The sequence below is a fragment of the Chryseobacterium sp. DZ-32 genome, assembly GCF_059587025.1.
This window is the reverse complement of record NZ_JCAIOM010000002.1, coordinates 232,856-257,582: the sequence shown is the minus strand read 5'-3', so window position 1 is coordinate 257,582 and position 24,727 is coordinate 232,856. Positions and strand designations below refer to the sequence as shown.

General features: G+C 35.3%; 22 protein-coding genes. 14 read left to right on the top strand and 8 right to left on the bottom strand.

Features of this window, described 5'->3' with window-relative positions; all coding sequences use genetic code 11:
* Positions 1-288: a GNAT family N-acetyltransferase gene (locus AC59HC_RS03210; RefSeq protein WP_171006298.1), complete on the top strand. Its 288-nt coding sequence runs from the start codon at positions 1-3 to the stop codon at positions 286-288.
* Positions 289-472: 184 nt separating this feature from the next.
* Entirely contained in the window at positions 473-2,032 is a 1,560-nt protein-coding gene (locus tag AC59HC_RS03205; protein WP_343643446.1) for a sodium:solute symporter, read from the top strand.
* 75 nt (positions 2,033-2,107) lie between these two features.
* Here AC59HC_RS03205 and AC59HC_RS03200 read toward each other — a convergent pair whose 3' ends face one another.
* Positions 2,108-4,342 (bottom strand): reprolysin-like metallopeptidase, encoded by a 2,235-nt coding sequence (locus tag AC59HC_RS03200; RefSeq protein ID WP_496557993.1) that lies wholly within the window; start codon positions 4,340-4,342, stop codon positions 2,108-2,110.
* Positions 4,343-4,664: 322 nt separating this feature from the next.
* Between AC59HC_RS03200 and AC59HC_RS03195 the strand changes: the two genes are divergently transcribed.
* The 3 genes from AC59HC_RS03195 to AC59HC_RS03185 all read left to right on the top strand — a co-directional run bounded on the left by AC59HC_RS03195 (position 4,665) and on the right by AC59HC_RS03185 (position 7,189).
* Complete coding sequence (locus tag AC59HC_RS03195; protein WP_110010859.1) at positions 4,665-5,183, top strand: hypothetical protein; 519 nt, start codon at positions 4,665-4,667, stop codon at positions 5,181-5,183.
* A 77-nt stretch (positions 5,184-5,260) separates the two neighbouring features.
* Entirely contained in the window at positions 5,261-6,145 is an 885-nt protein-coding gene (locus AC59HC_RS03190) for a transketolase (RefSeq protein WP_227944265.1), read from the top strand.
* Positions 6,146-6,244: 99 nt separating this feature from the next.
* Positions 6,245-7,189, top strand: a complete 945-nt coding sequence (locus AC59HC_RS03185) for a transketolase family protein (protein ID WP_110010857.1) — start codon at positions 6,245-6,247, stop codon at positions 7,187-7,189.
* Between the two features lie 195 nt (positions 7,190-7,384).
* Here AC59HC_RS03185 and AC59HC_RS03180 read toward each other — a convergent pair whose 3' ends face one another.
* The 4 genes from AC59HC_RS03180 to AC59HC_RS03165 all read right to left on the bottom strand — a co-directional run bounded on the left by AC59HC_RS03180 (position 7,385) and on the right by AC59HC_RS03165 (position 9,537).
* Complete coding sequence (locus tag AC59HC_RS03180) at positions 7,385-7,903, bottom strand: hypothetical protein (RefSeq protein ID WP_496557992.1); 519 nt, start codon at positions 7,901-7,903, stop codon at positions 7,385-7,387.
* On the bottom strand, positions 7,881-8,360 hold the full coding sequence (locus tag AC59HC_RS03175) for a hypothetical protein (protein ID WP_110010856.1): 480 nt from the start codon (positions 8,358-8,360) through the stop codon (positions 7,881-7,883). The genes AC59HC_RS03180 and AC59HC_RS03175 overlap by 23 nt, the downstream gene beginning before the upstream one ends.
* 143 nt (positions 8,361-8,503) lie before the next feature.
* Positions 8,504-9,037 (bottom strand): DUF4303 domain-containing protein, encoded by a 534-nt coding sequence (locus tag AC59HC_RS03170; protein ID WP_496557991.1) that lies wholly within the window; start codon positions 9,035-9,037, stop codon positions 8,504-8,506.
* A gap of 179 nt (positions 9,038-9,216) precedes the next feature.
* Entirely contained in the window at positions 9,217-9,537 is a 321-nt protein-coding gene (locus AC59HC_RS03165; protein WP_496557990.1) for a magnetosome magnetite crystal formation protein family, read from the bottom strand.
* Between the two features lie 238 nt (positions 9,538-9,775).
* Here AC59HC_RS03165 and AC59HC_RS03160 point away from each other — a divergent pair, with 238 nt between their 5' ends.
* From AC59HC_RS03160 to gwsS, 9 genes are all read left to right on the top strand, one after another.
* Positions 9,776-11,626, top strand: a complete 1,851-nt coding sequence (locus AC59HC_RS03160; protein WP_496557989.1) for a helix-turn-helix transcriptional regulator — start codon at positions 9,776-9,778, stop codon at positions 11,624-11,626.
* A 611-nt stretch (positions 11,627-12,237) separates the two neighbouring features.
* Positions 12,238-12,447, top strand: a complete 210-nt coding sequence (locus AC59HC_RS03155; protein ID WP_227944251.1) for a TIGR04139 family peptide modification target — start codon at positions 12,238-12,240, stop codon at positions 12,445-12,447.
* Between the two features lie 69 nt (positions 12,448-12,516).
* Complete coding sequence (locus tag AC59HC_RS03150; RefSeq protein WP_496557988.1) at positions 12,517-13,377, top strand: hypothetical protein; 861 nt, start codon at positions 12,517-12,519, stop codon at positions 13,375-13,377.
* Positions 13,374-14,276, top strand: coding sequence for a grasp-with-spasm system ATP-grasp peptide maturase (gene gwsG / locus AC59HC_RS03145; RefSeq protein WP_496557987.1), 903 nt, complete (start codon positions 13,374-13,376; stop codon positions 14,274-14,276). The genes AC59HC_RS03150 and gwsG (AC59HC_RS03145) overlap by 4 nt, the downstream gene beginning before the upstream one ends.
* Positions 14,277-14,668: 392 nt before the next feature.
* Positions 14,669-14,896 carry a TIGR04139 family peptide modification target gene (locus AC59HC_RS03140; protein ID WP_496557986.1) on the top strand — a complete coding sequence of 76 codons (228 nt, stop codon included), beginning with the start codon at positions 14,669-14,671 and terminating at the stop codon, positions 14,894-14,896.
* Between the two features lie 51 nt (positions 14,897-14,947).
* Positions 14,948-15,568 (top strand): GLPGLI family protein, encoded by a 621-nt coding sequence (locus AC59HC_RS03135; RefSeq protein WP_496557985.1) that lies wholly within the window; start codon positions 14,948-14,950, stop codon positions 15,566-15,568.
* Between the two features lie 191 nt (positions 15,569-15,759).
* A complete protein-coding gene (gene gwsG / locus AC59HC_RS03130) occupies positions 15,760-16,662 on the top strand; it encodes a grasp-with-spasm system ATP-grasp peptide maturase (protein ID WP_343643456.1) in 903 nt (300 codons plus the stop codon).
* Between the two features lie 239 nt (positions 16,663-16,901).
* On the top strand, positions 16,902-17,708 hold the full coding sequence (locus AC59HC_RS03125; RefSeq protein WP_496557984.1) for a GLPGLI family protein: 807 nt from the start codon (positions 16,902-16,904) through the stop codon (positions 17,706-17,708).
* Positions 17,709-17,725: 17 nt separating this feature from the next.
* Positions 17,726-18,796, top strand: a complete 1,071-nt coding sequence (gene gwsS, locus AC59HC_RS03120) for a grasp-with-spasm system SPASM domain peptide maturase (RefSeq protein WP_496557983.1) — start codon at positions 17,726-17,728, stop codon at positions 18,794-18,796.
* Positions 18,797-18,880: 84 nt separating this feature from the next.
* On the opposite strand, the gene AC59HC_RS03115 is transcribed toward gwsS, so the two are convergent.
* The 3 genes from AC59HC_RS03115 to AC59HC_RS03105 all read right to left on the bottom strand — a co-directional run bounded on the left by AC59HC_RS03115 (position 18,881) and on the right by AC59HC_RS03105 (position 24,723).
* Complete coding sequence (locus AC59HC_RS03115; RefSeq protein WP_202843392.1) at positions 18,881-19,258, bottom strand: hypothetical protein; 378 nt, start codon at positions 19,256-19,258, stop codon at positions 18,881-18,883.
* A 69-nt stretch (positions 19,259-19,327) separates the two neighbouring features.
* Complete coding sequence (locus AC59HC_RS03110; RefSeq protein WP_002984446.1) at positions 19,328-19,798, bottom strand: Lrp/AsnC family transcriptional regulator; 471 nt, start codon at positions 19,796-19,798, stop codon at positions 19,328-19,330.
* Between the two features lie 134 nt (positions 19,799-19,932).
* Positions 19,933-24,723, bottom strand: a complete 4,791-nt coding sequence (locus AC59HC_RS03105; protein ID WP_496557982.1) for a translocation/assembly module TamB domain-containing protein — start codon at positions 24,721-24,723, stop codon at positions 19,933-19,935.
* Between the last annotated feature and the right edge of the window lie 4 nt (positions 24,724-24,727).

Here is a 24,727-nt window from a genome sequence, read left to right as displayed (position 1 = left end):
ATGATCGAAGTAAAACAAAACAACGACGAAAAACACGGAAGTTTTGAAGCTTTCATAGATGGAAGACGCGCAGGAATGATGACCTATACCTGGGCCGGAGAAGAAAGATTTATTATAGACCACACCGAGGTGGAAGAAGCTTACAACGGAAAAGGTGTAGGCAAGGAAATGCTTCTGGCAGCCGTAGATTTTGCCAGAAAAAATGATAAGAAAATTATTCCCCTCTGTCCTTTCGCTAAAGCAAGTTTCCAGAAAAGTGAGGAACTTCAGGATGTTTTAGTGAATTAGTCACTGTATTACACCCTTACGATACAACCCTTCCGGACAGTCTCTGGAAGGTTTTTATTTTTAATGAAAAACATTGGCTGAAAGTAAATTAACAATTGTAATCTGCCAGGAAATGAACAGGTTTTTAAATTCATGATTCACGACTGATCTTTTTTATATATTTGCTAAAATTTAAAAATCAAGAATGAATCCAGGAACTATCCTTTTGTTATTTGTTTTCGTCTATTTTATCGGTCTTTTGGTGATTTCTTATTTCACCAGCCGGAATTCTGATAACCAGTCTTTTTTTATCGGTAACAAAAAGAGTAAATGGTGGCTCGTAGCATTCGGAATGATAGGAACCAGTCTGAGCGGGGTTACTTTTATTTCAGTTCCGGGAACCGTCGGAAAAATGACCGGCTCCGAATATATTTACGGAGGTTTTGAGTACTATATGATGGTGATCGGTTTCTTCATCGGATATTTTATTGTAGCAGCGATACTTTTACCGCTTTATTACAAGATGAATCTAACCTCTATTTATACGTATCTGGGGAAAAGATTTAACGTGGAAGCTCATAAAATAGGTTCTATCTTTTTCATTATTTCAAGAGCAATTGGAGCTACCGCAAGATTATACCTGGTAGTAAATGTTTTACAGATATTTTTACTTGAAGGGTTGGGAGTTCCGTTTTGGATAACTTCCCTTGTACTTCTGCTGATGGTACTTCTGTACACTTTTGAAGGCGGTGTAAAAACGATTGTTATTACAGATACCCTGCAGACTTCATTTATGATCATCAGCCTTGTAGCTTGTATTGTTTATATTTTATCCAACCTGAATTTATCATTCGGTGAAGCTTATACGATTCTGGAACAGAAGAACTATACGCATTTCATCAATTTTGATCCTAATTCCAAAACCTTTTTCCTGAAAACCATTCTGGGAGGAATTTTCATTACCATTGCCATGACAGGGCTGGATCAGGAAATGATGCAGAAGAATATTTCTGTAGACAATCTTAAGAATTCAAAGAAAAATATGCTGACCTTCGCCGGAACACTTCTTATCGTGAACCTTGCATTCTTATTCCTGGGAGGGTTGCTATACCTTTTTGCGCTGCAGCATGGAGCGGAATATGGGACTATAAACGGTGAAACGGTAACGAATATTTTCGGATTTAAAGACCCTTCAGGAAACATTAAAAATGTAATGGGAGACGATCTTTTCCCGGCTTTATCGCTTCAGGGATATTTTCCTATGGCTATTTCCGTTATTTTCATCATCGGATTAATTTCAGCCTTATTCCCTTCTGCAGACGGTGCTTTAACAGCTGTAACAAGCTCATATTGTGTAGATTTATTAAACCTTAATGAGGATAAAACCAAAACTGAAAAAGAGAAGAAACGTCTTCGTATGAAAGTGCATTTAACTTTCACTGTCGTTTTCTTTATTCTGATCATGGTTTTCAAGGCATTAAATGATAAATCCATTGTGTACCTGATCATGGAAATTGCAGGATATACCTATGGACCGCTTTTAGGACTTTTCGCCTTTGGAATTTTCACCAGGTTCCAGATTTCAAGAAAATATTCAATTCTTGCGGTAACTATTTTTGCCCCTATCCTGACCTATTTAATCAATCTTGCTGTTACCACGTATACAGATTACAGAATCGGTGTAGAACTGATTGTTCTTAACGGATTGCTGACCTTCATTGGTCTGTGGCTGGTAAAAAACAAGCAGCACTTAAAAGTCGTTTAACACTTATAAAAACATAAAAAAGGCTGTTTTCAATGAAGACAGCCTTTTTCTTTTTATTGGAATCAATGAAATAGATTATTCTTTAATCCACTTAATTGTTTTCTCCAGATTCTTAGATTTAACTTTAATCAGATAATCTCCCTGGACAAGGTGTGACAAGTCAAAAGTACCTGTTTTATCATGATTCAATTTGTTAGCAGCCTGCGTGAACACTAATTTTCCGCTTACATCGTATACAGTAATATCATATACTTCATTTGAATTGGTAAATTTCACATTCAGTAATCCTTTACTTGGATTAGGATATACGACAAATACGTCTTTATTGGCAGCAGTCTCGTTCACACCTAATGTCTGGGTAATGGTGAAGTTGACAGGGTTAATGTTGTAGAATACGTTCGTTTCTGCAGCCACCATAATTCTTGCCTGTGTTGTATTTACGTTAGGAATAGTAACAGCTTCAGAACCATCATTCGGAGTAGAAGCCAGGATCAGTGTAGGATAGGTAAGACCGCCGTCTGTTGAAAGATAAATATTCACAGTAGCAGCATTCACAGGAAATGCCGTTGTATTGGCGACATCCCATGTTACCGTCTGAGTGGAATTACCAGCCCAGCTTACCGCTGTAGCAGGTGCAGTTACATTGAAAGGTCCGGAATTTCCATCAACGGTAATAACAGCATCATCATTGGCTACACCGGCGCAACCCGCATTATTATCTCTTACGGTCAGTCTGAACTCCATCGTTCTTGCATAAGATGGTCTAACTTCTCCTTTGGAAATCGTACCATTGATTACATCTGTAAGTTTTGGGAAATATCTGTAAGGAACGGTTACAGGTACATATGATCTGAACAGAGGTGCATTTCCGGTAGGAGCATTCCAGTCGCCTGCCGGGCCTACATCATTCTGCTCCCAGCTGTACGTAAGCGGATTATTATCAATATCTGTCGCAGAACCTTCCAATCTGAATGGTGTACTCTTCGGGATGGTATAATCACCTCCAGCGTTTACTGTTGGAGCAAAATTATTAACAGGAAGCGTAACCTGACATGTTGTTGACTGAACTTTTGTTGTGATAGACTGATATGATTTGGTATGGAAAGTCGGAATACTGTTAGGAGCCAGGTTATTGGTACTTCCACAAATTCCGGCGTAAGCCATTATGGTAATTCCGCTTCCAGGTTCTACGGCATTAGATGCACTACGGTTACCATTACAACTCCCTGTAATGGCATTAAATGTATGCGGACCACCAAACTGATGCCCTACTTCATGGGCTACATAATCAATATCATAAGGATCTCCAACAGGATTAGGTGAACCGGTAATCCCTCTACCTTTATTGGTTGCATTACAGATTACTCCCAATCCGGCTAATCCTCCGCCACCCGTACTGAAGGTGTGTCCGATATCATAATTTGCATTTCCTATCAATAAATCAATCTGAGTCTGGCTCTCATTAATTAACGTGCTGGCATTGTTATTTCCGTTAAACGCATCTGTAGCGGCATTTGTAAAGACCACATTGGCTTCATTATCCACCAGTACCAATCTTGAAGCAACTTCCTGTTCGTAGACTCCATTCACCCTGTTTACGGAGGTTACTATGGCTGAAAGTGTCTGTGCTACAGTAGGTGTGGCGGTACCTGTTGCTGCTACAGCATATTCTCCTGTACAAGCCACCGCAAGTCTGAAAACTCTAATCTGATTTCCTACGCTTGGTGCTACGGTCTTTTGAGCGTTTTTTTTTCCCAGTGGAGAGTCGTCCTCATCCTTTACTCCACAAGACCTTGGGTTTTTATCAATCAAATCACTTTTTTTATAAATGATATAATTGCTGATATCCTGTTTTGCATAGGGGTCAATATAAGAATCTCCGGCTACTATAGATTTTATCTGTGCATGGAATCCCAGCTCTGTAAAATCCAGTTTTATGGTGGCGTACTTGTCGTCAATTCCCTGTCCTGTAAAAGTAACAATCTGAGGAAACTGGCTGGCTAACCCGGGAGCCATCACTGAAGATTTCCAGATTCTGAATTTTGCTTTGGTGCCGTCAGGCATTGGCAGAACAATAATAGGAGCATTGTCTTTACGATCGCTGTCTTTTAACTCCGGAACGGAATTAAAATAACTTTTCATTCCGGCTACATCCAGTGTGTACGTTAGTGCCTTTTCCGGTTGTACTGTTCTGTTTTTAGGGTCTGCTTTAATGGATCTTTCACTAATTACTGTAAAAAAATCCTGTGCTTTCCCGGAGGAAACGGATATTATAAATATCCCCAGATAAAATAATTGTTTAATTTTCATATATAATGGTTTGTAATTTTTATTCATTCAAATAATAAGGCCAAAGCTAAAAGATAATTAACCAAGGAATAATAATTCAAATAATCTGGAATTATAAAATTAATTAAATTAATCAGATTATTACATACAAAAAGTAAAAATTTAAATATAAACCTATAGAAAATGTAAAAATTCGCCTGTATAAAGGCATTAAGCTAAAATAAATTAATTATAATTTTTTCTTTTATTTACACAGATACTTTTACGATTTTAATATCTTTGAAATGTATAAAATAAACAGAATTAAAAATTAATCAAAATAAAAAATACAAACCTAAAAACCATGAAAAAAATTATCTCATTTTTCGCTTTCCTATTAACATTCAGTTTTATGAGCGCTCAGGACAATTTTGAACTATCAACATTAAGAATCGGGCCGTTTAAAGTCTTTATGCCGAAGGCTGAAGCCGAAAAAATTGCAGGAACAAAGCTGGTTAACACGGGTGGAGAGAAAAAAAACATGGTAAAGTATAATGGAGAAACCATACAGATTGATCTTTTTGATAATTACATTAATGAGGCCAATCCAAGTGTTCCTTCAATTACCTATATGACAACAACTAGTAAAAAGTTTAAAACCAAAAGCGGAATCGGAGTTGGAAGCACCCGCGACGACCTGATCAATGCCTACAGAAATTACCCCAACTTTAGTGTACGCCCGGATTGGGACTCTAATGGCAAACCGATTAAAGACACCGGTTATTTTAATCTTGAAGACAGCCAAGCAGGAACGCTGTTAAGCTTTAAATTTGTTAATAATATAGTCACCGAAATCTCCGTTTACCTTAATGAAGGTTGTTAAAAGCAGAAAAATATTAAAATCATACAAAAATCCGAGTTTTATCTCCGGGCTTTTGCATTTCCGTAAGCCGGTAAAAAATTGTAAATTCGCATACAAATAAATCAGATATAATGAGTAAAAGTATTGAGGAGTTAAAGACTCTTACTACGCAGATCAGAAGAGACATTTTAAGAATGGTTCACGCTGTTAATTCAGGACACCCGGGTGGAAGCTTAGGTTGTACAGAATTCTTTACAGCCCTTTATGGTAAAGTGATGAACTATAAGCTTCCTTTCACAATGGAAGGCAAAAATGAAGATCATTTTTATCTATCAAACGGACATATTTCTCCGGTATTCTATTCTACTTTAGCAAGATTTGGTTTCTTCCCTGTTGAAGAACTGAGCACTTTCAGAAAATTAGATTCAAGATTACAGGGACACCCAACTACACATGAAGGACTTCCGGGAGTCAGAATCGCTTCAGGTTCTCTTGGACAAGGGCTTTCTGTTGCACTTGGAGTAGCTCAGGGTAAAAAATTAGATGGTGATCAGTCTCTTGTTTACTCTCTTCACGGAGATGGTGAGCTTCAGGAAGGTCAGATCTGGGAGGCATTGATGTATGCTTCTGCTAAAAAAGTAGATAACATCATTTCTACTATTGATTACAACGGACGCCAGATTGACGGAGATACCGATGATGTATTAAGCTTAGGAAATCTTCATGCAAAACTAGAAGCATTCGGATGGACTGTTTTGGAAGAAAAAAACGGTAATGATCTTGAAGCGGTCATTGCAATTCTTGAGAAAGCAAAAACAGAAACCGGAAAAGGAAAACCTGTAGCCATCCTTCTTCATACAGAAATGGGATACGGAGTTGATTACATGATGGGATCTCATGCGTGGCATGGTAAAGCTCCTAATGATGAGCAGTTAGACACGGCATTCAAGCAATTGTACCTGGAAGCTCCGGCTGATTATTAATTATAAATGATAAATTATTATTGATAAATGATACTCCTGGAACTTTATAATATGATTAATCACTCATCATTTATCAATGATCAAAAACTTTAGTAAAAAATGAAATATACATATACAGAAAAAAAGGACACTCGTTCAGGATTCGGAGCAGGATTAGCAGAATTAGCGGACAAAAATCCTAATGTAGTAGCACTTTGTGCAGACCTTATCGGTTCTTTGAAGATGGAGAAATTCATTGAAAAGGCTCCTGAAAGATTCTTTCAGATCGGTATTGCAGAAGCGAACATGATGGGAATTGCTGCAGGTCTTAGTATTACAGGAAAAATTCCTTTTACAGGAACTTTCGCGAACTTCTCTACTTCAAGAGTATATGATCAGATCCGTCAGTCTATTGCTTATTCTGACAAAAATGTAAAAATCTGTGCATCTCACGCAGGTCTTACTTTAGGAGAAGATGGGGCTACTCACCAGGTTCTTGAAGATATCGGTATGATGAAAATGCTTCCCGGAATGACCGTGATCAACACTTGTGATTACAACCAGACTAAAGCTGCTACCCTGGCGATTGCAGATTTTGAAGGTCCTGTATATTTAAGATTCGGAAGACCTGTGGTTCCTGTATTCATCCCTGAAGATATGCCTTTCGAAATCGGAAAAGGAATTATGCTTCAGGAAGGTACTGATGTAACGATTGTTGCAACAGGACATCTTGTATGGGAATCTCTTGTAGCGGCTGATGAACTTGAGAAAGAAGGTATTTCTTGTGAGGTGATCAACATTCACACGATCAAGCCTCTTGATGAAGAGATCATTTTAAAATCTGTAGAAAAAACAGGTAAAATTGTAACGGCTGAAGAGCACAACTATCTTGGCGGTTTAGGAGAATCTGTTGCAGGTATGCTTGCAAGAAGAAGACCTACAAAACAGGAATTTGTGGCGGTAAATGATACTTTCGGAGAGTCTGCAACACCAGCAGAATTGATGAAAAAGTATCAAATTGACGCGGCTGCAGTAAAAGAAGCTGTAAAGAGAATTTTAGCTTAAAATAAGGTATTATATAGACAAACTCCGGCGGTTTCTTCGAAACCGCCGGAGTTTTTTGTTGGCAGATTTGTGAAAATCTGTTTTTTGTGATGTATCAACCACCCCGTAAAAAATTCTTTGAATTTTTGCCACCCTTCCGGAGGAGGTGAATGGTTATACACCCATTCTTCATTGTATTAGTTTTTACCCTGATTATTATTGTTCCGGTTGATTCAAAGGGATTCCGACAGCGATGAGAACGGGACATAAGATTTCTTTGATGTATTCATCTTCTCTTCTGTTGGAAGCTTTAGATCCGGAAAAGTAATTGCTGATTCTGTAGTTTTTTACAAACTGATTTCTTTTCTTTCCGATGGAATAGTAATACCCACCTCTTTCATCATTAATAAAATAGGTCATTTCATCAAAATTCATCAGCTTTTTGGAAAGTAGCAGTTTTCTGTAAATACACTTTTCTGATTTATCAAAAATATATTTCACAGGAATTATGAAAAGAAGGTCAAACAGGAAATAAATCATATAAATACTCCATAAGCCCATTGCTATTTTAAAGTGGTCGCCAGACATCTTATCCCTAAAATAATACACAATAACAGGAAGTGCAATCACTCCCAGTCCCAGCCACCATACCAGAGTACGCAGGAAACTGTAATTGGGCATAAAGCTTATTTCACTTCCGTTTTCTTCAAATCTATAGCGGTCTCTGATATCCATTCTCAGGATTATTAAGGTTCATTATATCTTCCGTCTCATTGACCATTTTCTGAATTCCTTTCTGAGTAAGTGCCTGACCTATGGTAAGCTGCTTTTCTTTTCCATCTACTTCAAAATACATAGACAGCATTACATTAGTGGTGATAAAACCCATATATTTTGTGGCCAAAACATGAAAATTTCTGAAATTTTCTATGGGATAGGTTTTTACCGGAACAAAAATGGAGTGTTTTCCGGTAATCGTTTTCCGGTCCATATCAATAACGAATTTCTTGGTAAAGAAATTGATCATAATAAGTACTACTACAGCAATAATAACATAACTGAAAGTTCTTACGCTATTAAAGAGTAATGCTGCTACAATCAGGAAAATAATACAGAGCACGGATACAAATACCGGCTGATTTTTAAAAATATATTGGTTTCCTTCCTGTTTATAAAATTGGTAGTTGTTCATAATGAATGTAATTGTTCTTTATATTTTGGTTGGTGGTTGAGTCTAATGCTTAAGAGATTGCAATGTATAAGAGGCTTCTGAGACAATTATTTTATCGGGCTTCATATGTATATATTTAAAGTGTTTTTTTATGCGTCATATTTTTAATTGCCCCAGGCAGCCATCCAGTTCAGATATTCACTTTTGTATTTATTATCGTTAAGTCTGACGATAAGATCTTTTAGCTCTTCCTTCTCAAACTCATAGTCTGAGACCGTGAAAATCAGGAAAATATCTTTGCCTGTGATCTTTGTGAAAAAGTTTTCATTTTTAAGTTTCTCCAGCACTTCAATACAGGTTGAATACAACTTCATCTGAAAACCTTCAAACCAATGACCATCGTCATCATGTTTAGTAAGCTCTGCCCTCAATTGGGTACAGATCTCATCAAATTCTTTATCGACTCCTTCCATTTCGTAGGTCCATTCTGCCGGTTCATATTTATAATAAAGAGCATCTTCGTCATCTGTATTCTCCATTGCTTTCAATGTATTGGCAGCAGGGCAAACCGTCATTGCTCCCTCATCACTGTACAAAGCAAAACTGTAAATACCTTCTGCTCCATGCTTTTCATACACTTCTAAAAAAGCTTTCCTTGCAGCGTCTTCAATCTGCTGTTTCAAAATTTCAAAATCCATACTTCTTTTCTTTTTTAAAATGGGCGTTAAAATTACCTTTATCCTGTCAAATCAGCACATTATATTCGTTATAAGACCAGCCGGTTTCCTGATTATAGCTATCCTATTTTCACCATTTTTTGGCTGTCTGATTTTATTATCTTCAAAATAGTCTTTTGTACCCTGTTAATCATCAGATATTATCTAATGAAAGAAAATTTATCTTCAAACATTTTTCCGATCAATGGCAAAGGTTTTTCAACATCGTTGGCTGCATTAATAATCCCGATAATCATCAACACCAAAGGAATCAAACCCAATATTCCCAGAATTCCGATTTTAGTAACCATCAATACAATATTGAGAATGATAGATAAAAAAATAGAAAAAAGAATTAATCCCAATGATTGTTTCAGATGGTATTTTAAAAGGCTGTCCGACTTTTCTTTTCCAATAAAGAAGGATATCAGCCATCCGAAAAGCGTAATGTAAGAAACAATTGATAAGGTTTTGTTGTCCATAGCTGTAAAATTTTAAATTAATATTCTTTGATTTTTTCTGGCCCAAAATTGCATAAGAAAAAGATCCCAGGCTTCTTTTCAGCAACTACAAAACATCTTCAATGCTGATTACAGATGACTACAAAATGTCTACAAAAACAATTAAACAACTAATATTCAACAAATTAAAATCGAAACATAGTTCTACTTTTTCAGACAGGAAATTGACAGGTGTCTACAATTTTTGTACTTTCACCTTATGAAATTAAAGTACTTACTTTTATACTGTATACTTTTTATCTGCCCACTATATCCCGCACAGAATGCATTTATTGATGGTCTTAAGACCCAGTTGAATGAAGATTATATTTCTACTGCAGAAAAATTCAGAATTTACAATGAACTTACCGAATATTACAGAGTCAGCGATCAATATTCTACAGCTGAAAAATATGTTCAGCAGCAACTTGATCTTGCTAAAAAAGAAAATGATTATGCTGAAGAAGTAAAAGCTCTCAGTCAAAAAGGAGTCATTAAGCTTAATCAGTCTGAATATGATAAGATTCCTCCCATCCTTGATGCTGCGAATGCAATTGTTCAAAAGAGTCATAACAAAACGGCTGAACTATATGCCACCTATCTGAATATCTACTACAGAAATGCACTTGGCGAACTTGAAAGTACAATCAGGCTTGTTCAGAAAGTTCTTCCCACCGTTGAAAAACAACCTTCTGAAATCTTATTAAATGCAAAGCTCAATTATCTCCTGTATGGAATTTATACGGAATGGAACGATGCTGAGAATGCCACCAGATATGCCAAAAAATCCATAGAGCTTGCTGAAAAGGCGGGAAACAAAAATTTACTCAGTTCTACCTATTCAGCGCTGGCTGTCTGCTACTCCTTTCAATATGAGAAAAGCGGAAACTTAAAAGATCTGAAACCCGTCATAGAGATGTGTAAGAAAGCTGTTGGCCTGTACCATCAATTTCCCGGTCATGTCTCAGCCCATGTGCATGCAATGGCATTGTTGAATCTTACAAACTATTATCTGAGCTATCCGATTATGACTCCCGAAATCCGTGAGGAAATTCAGAATAACGCCCACGAAATCCTGACCCTTACCCAGCATACAACTCTTAATCAGAGTATGCAGGCAGGTGCACTTGGTGTTTTGAGCAATCTTGCATCACGGGATCAGAATGATGCTTTATCAGAGCAGTATCTTCTGAAAGCTGAACAGATTCTGCTTACCCAGCAGCCGGTTTATTATCACGTGATGATCAATGTGGTAAAAAACCTTGCAGAACTTTATGCAAAACAGAAAAATTACCAGAAAGCTTATGAGTACGAGACAAAAGTAACTGAATACAGCAATCTTCTCTTTGATGAAGGCCAGGCTGAAACTGCAAAAAGATTGGAAGCCCAGTATCAATCGCAGAAAAAAGAATCTGAACTCAGATCTCTCACCGAAAAAACGGCCAGTCTGAAAAAAGAGAAATTCCTTTATATTATATTAGGAATCATAGGATTGATTGGAGCCTTCTTTATGTTCCGTTCTTATCATTTTAAACTGCGGTATTCTATAGAAAGGGAAAATAAGCTTGATACAGAAAAGCATGAAGCAGAAATGCAGGTCAAACTTCAGGAGGAAGAGCAGGCCCGATTAAGGGCAGAACAGGAACTACTTACCCTTCAGCAGCAAAAACTTCAAAGTGAGGTACTGGCGAGCCAGCTTCATATTCAGCATAAGAATGAGGTTCTGCAGCAGCTTCAGACCCAGCTTTCCGATACGGATATTAATATTCATCAGGTGGTAAAAGGAGAAAATCGGGTTGACAATGATTTTGAAAAAATCAGATTCACCATTCAGGAACTGCATCCTGATTTCTTCAAAAATATCAATGAAAAAGCTAAACAAAAGCTTACTGCTCTGGATTTGAAATACTGTGCTTACCTCTATCTGGGAATGGATACTAAACAAATTGCCAACCTCCTCAATGTAGAACCCAAAAGTGTAAGAATGACCAAATACCGTCTGAAAAAGAAGTTCGGTCTGGATCAGGATACCGCTTTAGAATCTTTTTTCCAGGGGGTGTTTTCTGAGTAACAACTATTTTACTTTATACTCAACTGAAAGCTTTTCATCTTGAGATTGAAAAGCTTTTTTATACTTAAAATTCATTTGTTAATATCCAAAGTTTTAAAATCAGAGTTTTTTTTATAAAACTGAGGGGATACTTACGTGGTTTTTGGTGCTAAAAAAGTTGATTTTAAATAAAACAAATCACAAGAAGCATACAAATAGTACCCAAAACAAGTTATTCAACATCTTATTTCCAGGCTTACATCCCTTATTTTCCGGTATTGTACAATAGAAAATATTACCGTACAAACTATTGTTAAAGTCAGTAGCTTTCTTTTTATAGCCAGTATGTAATTTATACTTTTTCGAATTTCAAATATTTCACCAAAGCCCTGCTCTTATTCAGAGTAAAATTTGCATTTGTACACAAAGCAAAATACAAATCATTTACACATTTTATCCCTATAAAGTGATCTAAATATTTATAGTTTTATCCCATCAACGTTGACAAAATACATTCTTCAAATTTAAACTACAAGTGTACAGTGTATAATAAATAGGAAGAATTATTCACCCAAAGTCAAGGGTTAATTTGACACAAATGATTTATATAAAAACAATTAAAAATTACACACATGAAAAAATTAAATGGAATGAAGAGTGGCTTCTCTTCTTTGGAAAACAAGAAACTGAAAGATCTTAAATCAATTCAGGGAGGCAGCTATAATGTTAAATCTAATGTTCCCGCTGGAGAAGGCTGTGAAGAATACGACACCTATACAGCACCGGGAGGAACTTATATAGGCAGAATTACTGTATGTAGCCCAACAGCAACATTAAACTAATGAAGGAGGGGCAACCCTCCTTTTTTTCCTTTCAAAGTTACCATATAAATAACGTCCTTTTACAGGCTTATGAAACCATATACGTATTATATTCTTTTAATTATTTTAGTTTCTTTCTTATCATGCAAAAACAGGAAAATTAACTACATTACATATTACAGCAAAGTGAATGAAGTTGACAGTATTTACAGAATAGCTAATCAACCTGAAAAAGCGATAAGAAAAATCAAAAGATTGTTTCAGAAGTATGAACCCAAAAATCAGGAGCTTACTGAAGAATATAAAACTTATATTCAACTTGCAGATCATTATCATAAAGATTTTGGTGGAAAGAAAAGTCTATACAAACTTATTACACTGGCCGCTCCCTATGGTAATGACTATAAAAAACTTTACCCGCTCTGCAGGAAATATGGGATAGACAGTCTGGAAGTCGATCAAAAAGTAGCAGATTGGAAAAAAAACCTGAATAAAAGGCTTGTGGACTCCTTTACTATAGCCATGATCCGTGACCAGGATGGAAGACCGGATAATATACCCCTTGTATACAGGAATATTGAAAAAAATGCAGACCTTTTTTTCTGGACATTTGAACATTATGGATTTCCTGATGGGCAAAAAATAGGAAGATTAGGAAACAACGATGTTTTTATAGCCATGCCTACATTGCTAAGCCATATGATTGGCTCTAAAAAATATCCTGAATTCAGGAAAAGATTGTTCGAATATGTACAATCAGGCCATTGTTCTCCTCAGGAATATGCCTTAATGTCCGATACGTATGATTACTATAGAAATACTGCAGTACGATACAGCTTACGAAATAATAGTCAGGATTCTGTACGGATTAATCGTAACCGAAAAAGTATTGGCCTTCCCAGTATAAAACATTCATCTAAAATCAGAAAAGATAAAGTTAAGAAAAAATGATTCTCATCCTTTCCGCTAATCAGGAAACAACCACAAATGAAGTTATTAAATGGCTTAAAGCTTTAGGTAAGCCATTTATCCGTATCCATGAAGATGAAATTTTTGAAATAACAGCACATCAAAACAGAATCTTTTTGCAAAGCCAAAGAAATAGTTTTTATATTGAAGATATCAGCAGTGTCTGGTATCGCAGAGGAGGGTTACAATTTAGGAGAAAAGAATATGAGAATCCTTCCATTAATGCTCATATGAATGAAACTCAATATTGGCTTGAAGATTATGTAATAAAAATGCTTGAAATGAAAAAGCATATTAATAAACAAAGCAACAGCCATTTAAACAAGCTTCTGGTACTTGAAAAGGCTAAAAAAGTAGATTTGAAAGTCCCGAGCTATTACTTGGCAGAAAACACAGAGCAGCTAATTGTGAATAAAACCATTACGAAATCTATTGCTGAGAACATAATATTGAAATCAGTTGGTGGCTTTTCTGAAGGTATTTTGTATACTTCACTTGTTACAGAAAAGGAAAGGGAAAATTTCTTTATTACCTTTTTTCAGGAAATGATTGAAAAAGATTTTGAAGTGCGGGCCTTTTATCTTCATGGCAAAATCTGGGCTACTGCTATTTTTTCTCAAAATGATAAGAAGACTCAGCTTGATCATAGAAAATATAATCACGAAGTTCCGAATCGGAATGTTAGATATAATCTTCCAAGAGAGATTGAAGAAAAAATACATATCCTTATGCAGGAACTGGATATCAACTGTGGTTCACTTGATTTTATAAAAGCCAAAAATGATTTTTATTTCTTAGAAATCAACCCGGTTGGTCAGTTTTTAGGATTATCCGCAATTTGTAATTATGCACTTGAAAAAAAAATAGCAGAATATTTATGAAAAAGAAATTCAAAGAAAAAAATAAGTTACCTCTTACTCTGAAATATATAGAAAATTTCAGAAATGATTCAGCTGAGATACAAGATAGCTATCAACAGAATTATGTTGTCTGTATACAATATCAAACTGACTTTTTAATGAGCATAAAACCTGTGAAACCTCTTGTTAGATTATTATGAAATGTTTTAGTATAAAAATATATGGTCTTACTAACCTATGAACTATTTCAACCTATTTGCCAATATCCTCATCACCAAAGGAGCCTCCAGAATTCTCATTTCGGATTACAATACAAGTGTACAGTGTATAATAAATAGGAAGAATTATTCACCCAAAGTCAAGGGTTAATTTGACACAAATGATTTATATAAAAACAATTAAAAATTACACACATGAAAAAATTAAATGGAATGAAGAGTGGCTTCTCTTCTTTGGAAAACAAAAAGTTAAATGATTTAAAGTCAATAATTGGTGGCAGCGGAAGCTCCTATTCAATCAAATGTAATTTAGTTAATTCTGAAGGATGTACAGATACTGATTATTATAATGATGATGGATCTTATAAAACCAGAGGATGGCTTTGTGTAGGGCCTGCCCAAATTTCAAATGATCTGAACTAGGAAATAGGAGAGAGAGATCTCTCCTTTTATTTCAATTCAAAAAAATTAATTATGAAAGTTTTGGTTTTTTGGTGCTGTTCTATGTGTTCCTTAGTATCCACATTTTTAAAGGCACAAAACTCTAGCTTTATATATGAGCTAAATTATAAACCTAGCTCAGATAGCTTTAAAAATGAGAGAATTGTTTTCTACTTAGATGTTAAAAATAAAGAATCTTTGTTTCGATCAGATAAATTTCGTGAATCGGATTCATTAAAAGTGAATAGAGGCTGGGAGAATGGATTTGATATGGAATATAATAATAAACAGCTGTATGTGTATAAGAAAAATAATAATCGCGAGATTTTTAAATACGTCTTTGTTCCTTTAATTCATAGCGTATATGCTATTCCTATTAATGATGAACTTCATTGGAAAATTATTGAAGAAAAAAAGAAAATAGGTAATTACAATTGTCAAAAAGCAGAAGTAGAATATGGAGGAAGAAAGTGGAATGCCTGGTTTACAAATGAAATTCCTTTACAACAGGGTCCATATGTTTTTTATGGATTGCCAGGACTGATTGTAAAAATCTCTGATGAAAAATTTGATTATGATTTTGAACTAATTCAAATAAAAGACTTTAAATGGAAAGAGCTTTATACAAATAAATTTCAAAAGCAAATTACCTGAGAAGACTTTCAAAAACTTCAAAAAAACTACTATACTGAACCATTATCTATGATCAAAAATTCTGATATAACATCTTATGATGAAAGTGGAAATATAATGAAAACTAATTTCAAAGAAATGAAAGAAAATATTCAAAAAAGAATTCGAGAGAAAAATAATCCTATTGAGCTAAATCATAAAGTAGAATATAAATGATATTAATTATCTCAAAAAATTCTGATAGGTCAACTATACAAGTTATAAAATGGCTTTCTTCAATAGGAAAGAATTGGATTCGAATACATGAGGACGAATTTTTTGAAATCAAAACTATAAAAAAAAGAATCTTCCTTAAAAGCCAAAGAAATAAATTTTTCCTCGACGAAATCGAAAGCGTATGGTATCGTAGAGGTGGAATTAATTTTAAACGTTTACAATACAACAACTCATCTATAAACATTCACATGAATGAAGCTCAGCATTGGCTTGAAGATTATATTATAAAAACTTTGGAATCCAAAAGGCATATTAATACTCAAACGAATGCTCATGTTAATAAACTTGTCGTATTGGAGGTTGCAAAAAAAATTGGTCTTGAAGTTCCTGATTATTTTCTTGCCGAAAATACTGATGATATTATATTGGAACAAACAATAGTAAAATCTATAACTGGAAATGTAATATTAGAATCTATTAATAAAAATGAAGACGGCGTGATGTATACAACGACAATTAAAGAGACAGAAGAAAAGAATTTCTTTATCTCTTTTTTCCAGAAAAAAATTGATAAGGATTTTGAAATCCGAAGTTTCTATTTAAATGGGACATTCAATTCTATGGCTATTTTTTCACAAAATGACGAACAGACTAAAACTGATTTAAGAAAATACAATATGGAAAAGCCTAATAGAAATGTACCATATAATCTACCTAGAGCTGTTGAGGAAAAAGCACAGTTACTTATGACAGCTTTGGACCTCAATTCGGGATCAATTGATTTTATAAAAAGCGGAAATAATTATTATTTTTTAGAAGTAAATCCTATAGGTCAGTTTGGGAATCTATCTACGGATTGTAATTATTCTTTAGAAAGAAAGATAGCAGAATTTTTATAGCATAAAACCAGATGAAAAACAATTTTAATGAAACCAACTTATTACCCCTTACTTTTAAATACATAGAAATATTTAAAAATAAAATCTCTTTAAAAAATAATAAAAAAGAAGAAATCATTTATTTTATAGAATGTCAAAAATTTCATTCCAATTTTTATATAAGAGAAAGACCACTTAAATTCCTTGTAAGACTAATATAACCACTAGAAAAATGGTCCCAATCTAAATTATAAAAGAAAATGAATAAAATAAGTCTAATTTTTGTAATGCTCACTTCCTTTTGCTTCGGACAAAAAATGAGTTTTATTTATGAGGTAAATTATCGGTTAAACCATCAGTTGCCAGATGAATTTACAACCAAAACAATGATATTAGATTTTGTAGACAAAGAATCTGTTTTCAGAGAAAGTATGGATCGAAAATCTGATTCACTGAAAATGAATAATGGCTCGCCCATGCTTTCTTCAGGGTTTGAAAATCAATTTTATATAAAGAAAAACCTTTCAACTAATAAAATATCAAAAATAATTACAAATGGACAGTTCAGCTATCTTCTTCCCATAGAAGAAACGTTAAAATGGAAGATACTTTCAGACAGGAAAAAAATTGGCAATTATGATTCTCAAAAAGCGGTAATCACTTATGGCAATAGAGAATGGACAGCATGGTTTTCTAATGATATACCAATTAATGATGGCCCTTATATTTTCAGTAATCTACCCGGATTAATAGTATCTGTGGCAGATGAAAGTGGTGATTATAAGTTTAATCTGGTACAAATTAAAAAATCAGCAAACCTGTTTAATGTCAGAACAAAACCAATATTAATTGACTGGAATAAATATGATCAATTGGCGAAGGCATATTATGTAAATCCTAATGCTGAAATAGAACAAAAAATCAGAAATGCAAAAAAAGTTGTTATGCAAGATGCTCAAGGAAATGTTATTGATTTTAATATCATACAAATGAATAAAGATGAGCAAGAAAATATCAGAAAAGATAATAATCCTATTGAACTCAATCACAGAATTGAATATAAGTAGCTTTAAAATGATATCTCATGAAACACTTCAATTTATTCTCAAACATCCTTGTTACGAAAGGAGCCACCAGAATTCTCATTTCAGATCTACAGAGAAATATATCAGAACTGTATCCGCTGGAGTTGTATGAAATTATAGAAGAGTTGAAAAACAAATCCGTTGAAGACCTGATGAAAGATTATGATCAGGAATCCAAAATAATCATTCAGGAATACATCCATCTTCTGTTGGAAAAAGAATATGGATTTATTACAAAGAGTGATTGGGACAGAAATTTTCCTCCTCTTTCTTTTGAACATCATGAGCCCAGTGCTATCACCAATGTCTTTATCGAAATGGAAGATATCAGGATCATAAGAAAGATATATCCGTCAATAGAAAATCTTGGGATTAAGCATTTGGTAATTTACAGCTTGAAACCTTTACCCTTAAAAGATTGTATAGAAATTGATGAAATTTTTAAAACCTCGGTATTATCAGGAATAGAAATTTTTTCACCGTTTCACCAGGAAGTCAACCTCTCTTTTATACAGGCTCTTCAAAAAAATACAGTCAGAATATACAGTCTTATTTTTTACAATTGTCCGGAATCTCCTTTCAAAGCTAAAGATGAATATAGATTCTCACTGAATTTTCTGAAAGACGATCTGAAAATATCTACCTGTGGAAAAGTAGAACTGAAATACTTCAACACGAATATTACTAAAGTTATAGAAGCAGTGAACCACAATTCCTGCCTGCATAAAAAGATAGGCATTGATAGAAAAGGTAATATTAAAAACTGTCCACTGATGAATGAAAGCTTTGGAAACATCCAAAAACAAAGCCTTGAAGAAGCCATCAATCAACCTGATTTTAGAAAATACTGGGATCTTACTAAAGACCAAATTGAAACATGTAAAGATTGTGAGTTCCGTTATGTCTGCACAGACTGCAGGGCATATACTGAAAACACGTTAAAAAACAAAGAGGGCCTTAGTATATCAAAACCTCTGAAATGCGGCTATAATCTTTATACAGGCGTTTGGGATGACTGGTCAAAAAACCCTTTAAAACAAGAAATTTTTAATTCCCTGGTACTCAGATAATTTTTTTCATAATCCCTGTTAATTGAAAACCGCTTTTAAATCTAATTTAAAAGCGGTTTGTTATCTTATCGTATTGATTACATTTTATTTAAAAAACTTCCATTTTGGGATAATAGCAAGCATTCCGAATCCTGTAAACAGAAAAAGATTGGTTACATCCGTATACAAAAATGTAGACAGATAGTAATTGTGCATAAAGAAATGCAGCACCAGTAAAGCCGGAAACATAAAGATTCCTGCCTTTTTGTAGAAGAACATCAGCACAAGCCCTATCATCATCAGTATATCAATAGAAAAAATCACATAGAAGTACCACCTCGGAATCTGAAGGTATTCATGCTGCAGATATTCATCCACATCGATACCAAGTCCCATAATAGTAAACAACATCAAGGCTGCAAACGCCAAAATAAATCCCCATCCTTTCTTTGGGTCTTCGTCAAAATAGCTGTATTCTTCCATACCTACAAAAATAAAGAACTTATGAGAGATTTCATAAGTTCTTTTATAATTATTCGTTTAAAATTTGACTTACACAGAGATTGCGTTGATCAGTCTGTTTTTGTCACTTAAGAATTCCTCCATAGAGATCATACTTTCAGTTCTCATTACATCCTGAATGTCGTCGATCTGGTAAATAATTCTTTTGGCATCATCAGTATTTTTAGCTCTTACTTTACAGAAAATATTATATTTTCCTGAAATAACGCTAGCCTCGATTACGTTAGGAATAGTTGACAATTCTTTCAATACTTCCTGAGTACGGTTTGATTTTGTCAAAAGGATACCTATGAAAGCTGTAAAGTGATAATCCAGCTTACCATAATCGATGTTAAGAGATGATCCCAAAATAATACCTGCATCTTCCATCTTTTTCACTCTTACGTGAATTGTTCCAGCAGAAACATCCATCTGCTTTGCAATTTCAGTAAAAGGCATTCTTGTGTTTTCTACTAAGAAATCAAGAATCTTCTTGTCTATTTCGTCCAGTTGATAGTTCATATTAGTTAAATTACAATTTCTTTAAAAAATCTATGTATTTTTTGCAAATTTACGAAAAATAATTTAACTAAAAAATATATATCAAATATTAACAATAATTAACACAGATGATAAAAATCATTAAAATATTCTAATTATTTACCATTCGATTTTATAGAATCTGTTTTTATTTCACCTTTTGCGTCTGAAGTTTTTTTGTCTTTTTTCTTCTTTTTAAACAAAGAATTGAAGCTTTTACTCCACACTACCCCTCCTCCATAAGCTTGATTAGCAGAACCGTTTGTACTCACCATTCCGATGTTTGTAGGCTTGGAATACGCACGTATCACCAAAGAACCGTCATTCTTTTTAGACAGATCATATTCTACAGATCCTTCCGTGGAAAGGTAATTGTTTTGTGCACCATCCGTTTTTGATAACGGAATACCCAAACCAGTCTTGATATTGACTCTCGGGGAGAGGGCTACACTTACTCCCGCATTGGCTCTGTCTCCATAATTTGAGTTCTGATCTCCTTTCACATAATTAAGGTCAATCTGAAATTCGTTACTCATCGTATTAAGAACGGATCCCAACTGCTTCAGAAGTATATTATATCCTGAGGATTCCGCTACATTTCCTACATTTACATCGAACCCACCAGTGTTGGATACGTTAAAGGTACTCAATAACAATACAGATCCGAACTGGAGAACCTTCTCTCCTTCCTGGCTCATTTTCGCAGCTAGTGTTTCTCTTACCTGGCTTGATACATCCATTGCCGTCACATTAAGATCAATCTGAGGGTCTACCAACGACTGGGTAATATGGGCCTGCAGCAAAATACTGATAGGCTGTAGTTTTCCCATACTAAGATATTCTCCCGCATTGGAAACCATTCTGATGTAGTTGGCATTAATATCCAGCATTGGTTTCATCGCATCACCATCCCACCTTATACTGCTGTTTCTTTCGATCTGGAATGTTTTATTAAGAATGGCCTTAGAGACAAATGTTCCGTTATCTACTTTATAGGTACCGCTCATCGCAATATTCCCCTGTCTGTTCATATGGAACCTCAACGGATCAGCTGATCCTTTTACCGTAATATTTCCCACATCGTCTCCTACCAGTACATTTACGGTGGTTCCTTTATCTACCGCGAGATTGAAGTCAATATTCATATTGGCTCCTGTTTTCTTCTTTTCTTCCAGCGTAATCAGACCATCTTTTCCTTCTTTCAGGAACCTCAGCATTTTAAATTCTTCTACATTGGAAGTAGAGCTGGAATTAAAGGTAAAGGTACTTCCGTTAAGCGCCTTCATATTAGGAGTGGTTATACTTAATCCTGATACAGGTCCGTCCACGTACAGATCTCCCTGTCCGTACACTCTTCCCCAGAAAAGGTCAAAATCTTTTTGCGTGGTATTCAGCATCAACAGGTTGTCTGCTCTCATTACAAGAGATACCCCCATGGAAGAAAGGGTTTCAAACTGAATCGCTCCGGAGATATTCCCTTTGGAATTGGTTCTTCCGTCGTGTACTTCAATATTATTGAGGATAGCAAGTCCTTTGGAAAGCTGAATCACAGTATCATCAAATGAATAATCTACCCCGGTAAACAATAGTTTTAATCCAAAATCTTTTAAAGCAATATCTCCACTATAATCAAGATTGTTAAGCTTTCCATTGATTTTAAGATCCCCTGTTGCCTTTCCGCGAAGGTTTCCGAAAATAGTCTGCACAAACTGCTGCGTAAATGCCAGGTCAAAATCACGCATTTCCGCAGTAAGATCAATAATCGGCGAAGAAGTATTATTATTAACCGTTCCCGTAAGGTTAAGGCTGTTGTTTCCAAGTACGCCGGCAGAGTGAACTTTCACATCAATATCATACACATTCAGCGAGAATCCATTGGTGGCAGAAATAGAGATATCCCCCATATCATCACCATTCATCTTAATATCATCAATGTTAAGATCTACCAGCGGCTGAAGTGTACTTTTATCCATTTTGATCTTAACGCTTCCGTTGGCAAGACCTTTAATATCCATAGTATTTCCTCCGGACTGCATTTCCAGCAGCTTTTCTACCGCAAAATCGTTGATATCTGCATCTACATAAAAGTCTTTCGCAGACTTAAACTGGGCTTCTTTAATAAACAAAGCACTTTTATCGGAATATACCCTCAGATTCCTGATATCAAAATCTCCGATTTTCTTTCTGTAGGTAATAGAGTGATTCAGCTCAGGACTTGTATCTATAGCCCAGGTAACTTCATTGAATTTTACCTCGGTAGGTTCAAACCTGAATACATAATCACCTGCTGCATCAGTAGACTGGTCTACGTTGATGGCGTATTCCTTAAGCTTTTCATTAAGCTCATCATCAGGACTTCCATGCTTGAACACGGTTGCTAAATGAAGTGTATTTCCATTTTCATTATTCCCTTTAAGCTCAAAATCTTTAATTACATTTTTATTATAAATGACCCTGTTGATCTTAGCATACAATTGCTGGTTAAGGTCACCTGTGTTAATTCTCACTTTAACACTATCCACCATTGCACTGTCTCTGCTGAGATTTTTTCGGTCATTAATTTTATAATCAGGATTTGAAGATGCCAGCGCCTGATCAGCATCTGTAATCTCCTCTTCCTTGGTCATTATATATTTTAAAGATGCCGCATCAAGATTCAGGATCAGGTTGTTGGAATTCCCATCATATTCCCCTTCTACAAGAGCTCCCTGTGGTAATCTCAATTCGGGTAAGAAATAATTAACAAGGCCCTGCTGGACATCAAACTTCAACGCAAAATTCTGTCCACGGTATAATTTTCTTGGCGGCGGTCCCACCAATATTTTCCCTACTCCATTTTCTACCATTCCTGCAAGATCTGCAAGGTTATATTTTCCTGAGATTTTACCTGTCGCTGCTCCCGGAGCATCTACATCAATGACACGACCTCCTGCTTCAACAAACGTTTTTAACCTGGCATTCGGAATATTATATTTTTGAGTAGCTGAAGCAAAGTGAAGGTTATTGGCATTCACATCTAAAGTAAGATCGTTGATAGAAGACATGGCCATTTTCCCTTCAACCTGACCACTTACCACCTGAGTGCCGGGCTTGTTGGTAAAGTAATTCATGTTCAGGTAAGTAACGTCTGCATTAACGTCCATAGCAATTCTTGAAGTACTGAAATCGATCAATCCTTTGACCGTAGCTTTAGCCTGCTCATCATTAACAGTAATAAGTCCGTTATATTTTTTATGATCCAATAAACCATCCAGATACAGATTATTGATCGTTTTATCCATAATTTCAATACTGGCAATCTGAGATTTTGTGGTCAGACGCATGGTATTGACATCAAAACTTTGTCCGTTAAGATCAAATTTACCGGAAATTAAACCTACTGCTTTATTCTTTGTGATGACTGAGGTATTCAGATCTTTTACATCAAGATAACCGGAATATTTCGGCATAGCAGTACTGTAGCCAGTCAGGGTAAGTTTGGAAATTTTCGTCTGGCCGATTCCTGTCATTAAGTTACCATTATCCACATAAATCTGATCCGGATTCACTTTTGCGGTTCCGTTATATTTCAGTTTTCCGAAATCATCTGCAAAGTTCTTCATCTTTTTGGAGATGAATGAAGGCATCATGGCTTTTAAATCCTTGTACGTAAAATCTGTTGAAAGATCTTTTGTTTCAATAGCAAAATTTCCTTTCAGCAGATTGTCAACCTTCATCGTTTTGGTAGCAATATTGACGTCAGGATTTCTGATCAGAAAGTTCTCCAGGTGGAATTTATTCAATGGCCCTGTCATTACCCCGGAAAGATTGAAGGGTTTGATATTATCCCAGTTGGTTACAAAATAACTGATATCATATCCGCTTAGCTGGCTTCCCTGTTTAATATTCATATCCCAGCGTACTTTGTCTGCAAAATCTGCCCAGGATCCGTCGTGAAGATTAAATTTGATATCTCCCTGAAGTAAGGTATGATCCGTATTCAGGGTAAGGTCTTTTAACGACAAAAACTGCTTCGTTAGAGACAGTTCTGTTGAAAAGGTATCCACAAAGTGAGATTTTCCCCACCTTGAAGTTACAAATGACATATTATTAATCAACGCCGAAACATTCGGTCCGTTGACTTTTACGTTCGGTGCTTTTAAATTGAATTTTGTTGCGGTAAGCCATTTTCCCTGTTCTCCGGGAGAATTTTCATTAACGATGGAAACCTTAGAATCAATAATCTGAATTCTGGAATTCAGTTGAAAAGGAGGTTTCTTGGGATCTCTTTTCTTACCATTGTCAAAGAGTTCTACAAACCTTACAAAATTGGATATACTATCTCCTTTATAAGTAATCACTTTTACATCGGCATTCACAAGAGCCAGAGAGTTAAAACTTAAAGAATTGCTGTTTCCTGAGATGGCATTTACCGCAAGAGACATCCAGTCTGAATCTGCGCGAAACTCACGGGCTGTAATAAAATCAAAACCTTTATAATCTTTTACTTTTAAGCCTTTAATGGTTACATCACCGAAGTAATTTACATCTACACTTTCTGTAGAAAAATCAGATTTAAAATCGTTATTAACAAGCTTCAGAGCCTGATCAGCAGCCCATCTTTTTGTTACCGGAAGGTTGATGGCAATAAGGACTCCACCTACAAGGAAAATACCCAGCCAAAAGAGAATCAGGAGCAGTTTTGCCCACCAGGTATAGCTGGTAACATCCTTTACAGCCTGTTTCCCAAATTCTTCAGCTGTTTCTACAGGATGATGTATCGCATCCGAAGCAAGCTCAGAGGCTTCTTTTACTGTTTCCCTTACTTTTCCCTCTACATTTTCAACAGTTTTCTGTACCTGATCCCCTAGGTTTTCAGCTACTGATTTTTTATTCTCATTCTCGTTATTATTCTCTAACTTTGCCATTATT

What these genes read in the sequence shown, in the direction of transcription:
- AC59HC_RS03210 (WP_171006298.1), top strand. Translation starts at nt 1, where the DNA reads ATGATCGAAGTAAAACAAAACAACGACGAAAAACACGGAAGTTTTGAA.
- AC59HC_RS03205 (WP_343643446.1), top strand. Translation starts at nt 473, where the DNA reads ATGAATCCAGGAACTATCCTTTTGTTATTTGTTTTCGTCTATTTTATC.
- AC59HC_RS03200 (WP_496557993.1), bottom strand. Translation starts at nt 4,342, where the DNA reads ATGAAAATTAAACAATTATTTTATCTGGGGATATTTATAATATCCGTT.
- AC59HC_RS03195 (WP_110010859.1), top strand. Translation starts at nt 4,665, where the DNA reads ATGAAAAAAATTATCTCATTTTTCGCTTTCCTATTAACATTCAGTTTT.
- AC59HC_RS03185 (WP_110010857.1), top strand. Translation starts at nt 6,245, where the DNA reads ATGAAATATACATATACAGAAAAAAAGGACACTCGTTCAGGATTCGGA.
- AC59HC_RS03180 (WP_496557992.1), bottom strand. Translation starts at nt 7,903, where the DNA reads ATGGATATCAGAGACCGCTATAGATTTGAAGAAAACGGAAGTGAAATA.
- AC59HC_RS03175 (WP_110010856.1), bottom strand. Translation starts at nt 8,360, where the DNA reads ATGAACAACTACCAATTTTATAAACAGGAAGGAAACCAATATATTTTT.
- AC59HC_RS03170 (WP_496557991.1), bottom strand. Translation starts at nt 9,037, where the DNA reads ATGGATTTTGAAATTTTGAAACAGCAGATTGAAGACGCTGCAAGGAAA.
- AC59HC_RS03165 (WP_496557990.1), bottom strand. Translation starts at nt 9,537, where the DNA reads ATGGACAACAAAACCTTATCAATTGTTTCTTACATTACGCTTTTCGGA.
- AC59HC_RS03160 (WP_496557989.1), top strand. Translation starts at nt 9,776, where the DNA reads ATGAAATTAAAGTACTTACTTTTATACTGTATACTTTTTATCTGCCCA.
- AC59HC_RS03155 (WP_227944251.1), top strand. Translation starts at nt 12,238, where the DNA reads ATGAAAAAATTAAATGGAATGAAGAGTGGCTTCTCTTCTTTGGAAAAC.
- AC59HC_RS03150 (WP_496557988.1), top strand. Translation starts at nt 12,517, where the DNA reads ATGAAACCATATACGTATTATATTCTTTTAATTATTTTAGTTTCTTTC.
- gwsG (WP_496557987.1), top strand. Translation starts at nt 13,374, where the DNA reads ATGATTCTCATCCTTTCCGCTAATCAGGAAACAACCACAAATGAAGTT.
- AC59HC_RS03140 (WP_496557986.1), top strand. Translation starts at nt 14,669, where the DNA reads ATGAAAAAATTAAATGGAATGAAGAGTGGCTTCTCTTCTTTGGAAAAC.
- AC59HC_RS03135 (WP_496557985.1), top strand. Translation starts at nt 14,948, where the DNA reads ATGAAAGTTTTGGTTTTTTGGTGCTGTTCTATGTGTTCCTTAGTATCC.
- gwsG (WP_343643456.1), top strand. Translation starts at nt 15,760, where the DNA reads ATGATATTAATTATCTCAAAAAATTCTGATAGGTCAACTATACAAGTT.
- AC59HC_RS03125 (WP_496557984.1), top strand. Translation starts at nt 16,902, where the DNA reads ATGAATAAAATAAGTCTAATTTTTGTAATGCTCACTTCCTTTTGCTTC.
- gwsS (WP_496557983.1), top strand. Translation starts at nt 17,726, where the DNA reads ATGAAACACTTCAATTTATTCTCAAACATCCTTGTTACGAAAGGAGCC.
- AC59HC_RS03115 (WP_202843392.1), bottom strand. Translation starts at nt 19,258, where the DNA reads ATGGAAGAATACAGCTATTTTGACGAAGACCCAAAGAAAGGATGGGGA.
- AC59HC_RS03110 (WP_002984446.1), bottom strand. Translation starts at nt 19,798, where the DNA reads ATGAACTATCAACTGGACGAAATAGACAAGAAGATTCTTGATTTCTTA.
- AC59HC_RS03105 (WP_496557982.1), bottom strand. Translation starts at nt 24,723, where the DNA reads ATGGCAAAGTTAGAGAATAATAACGAGAATGAGAATAAAAAATCAGTA.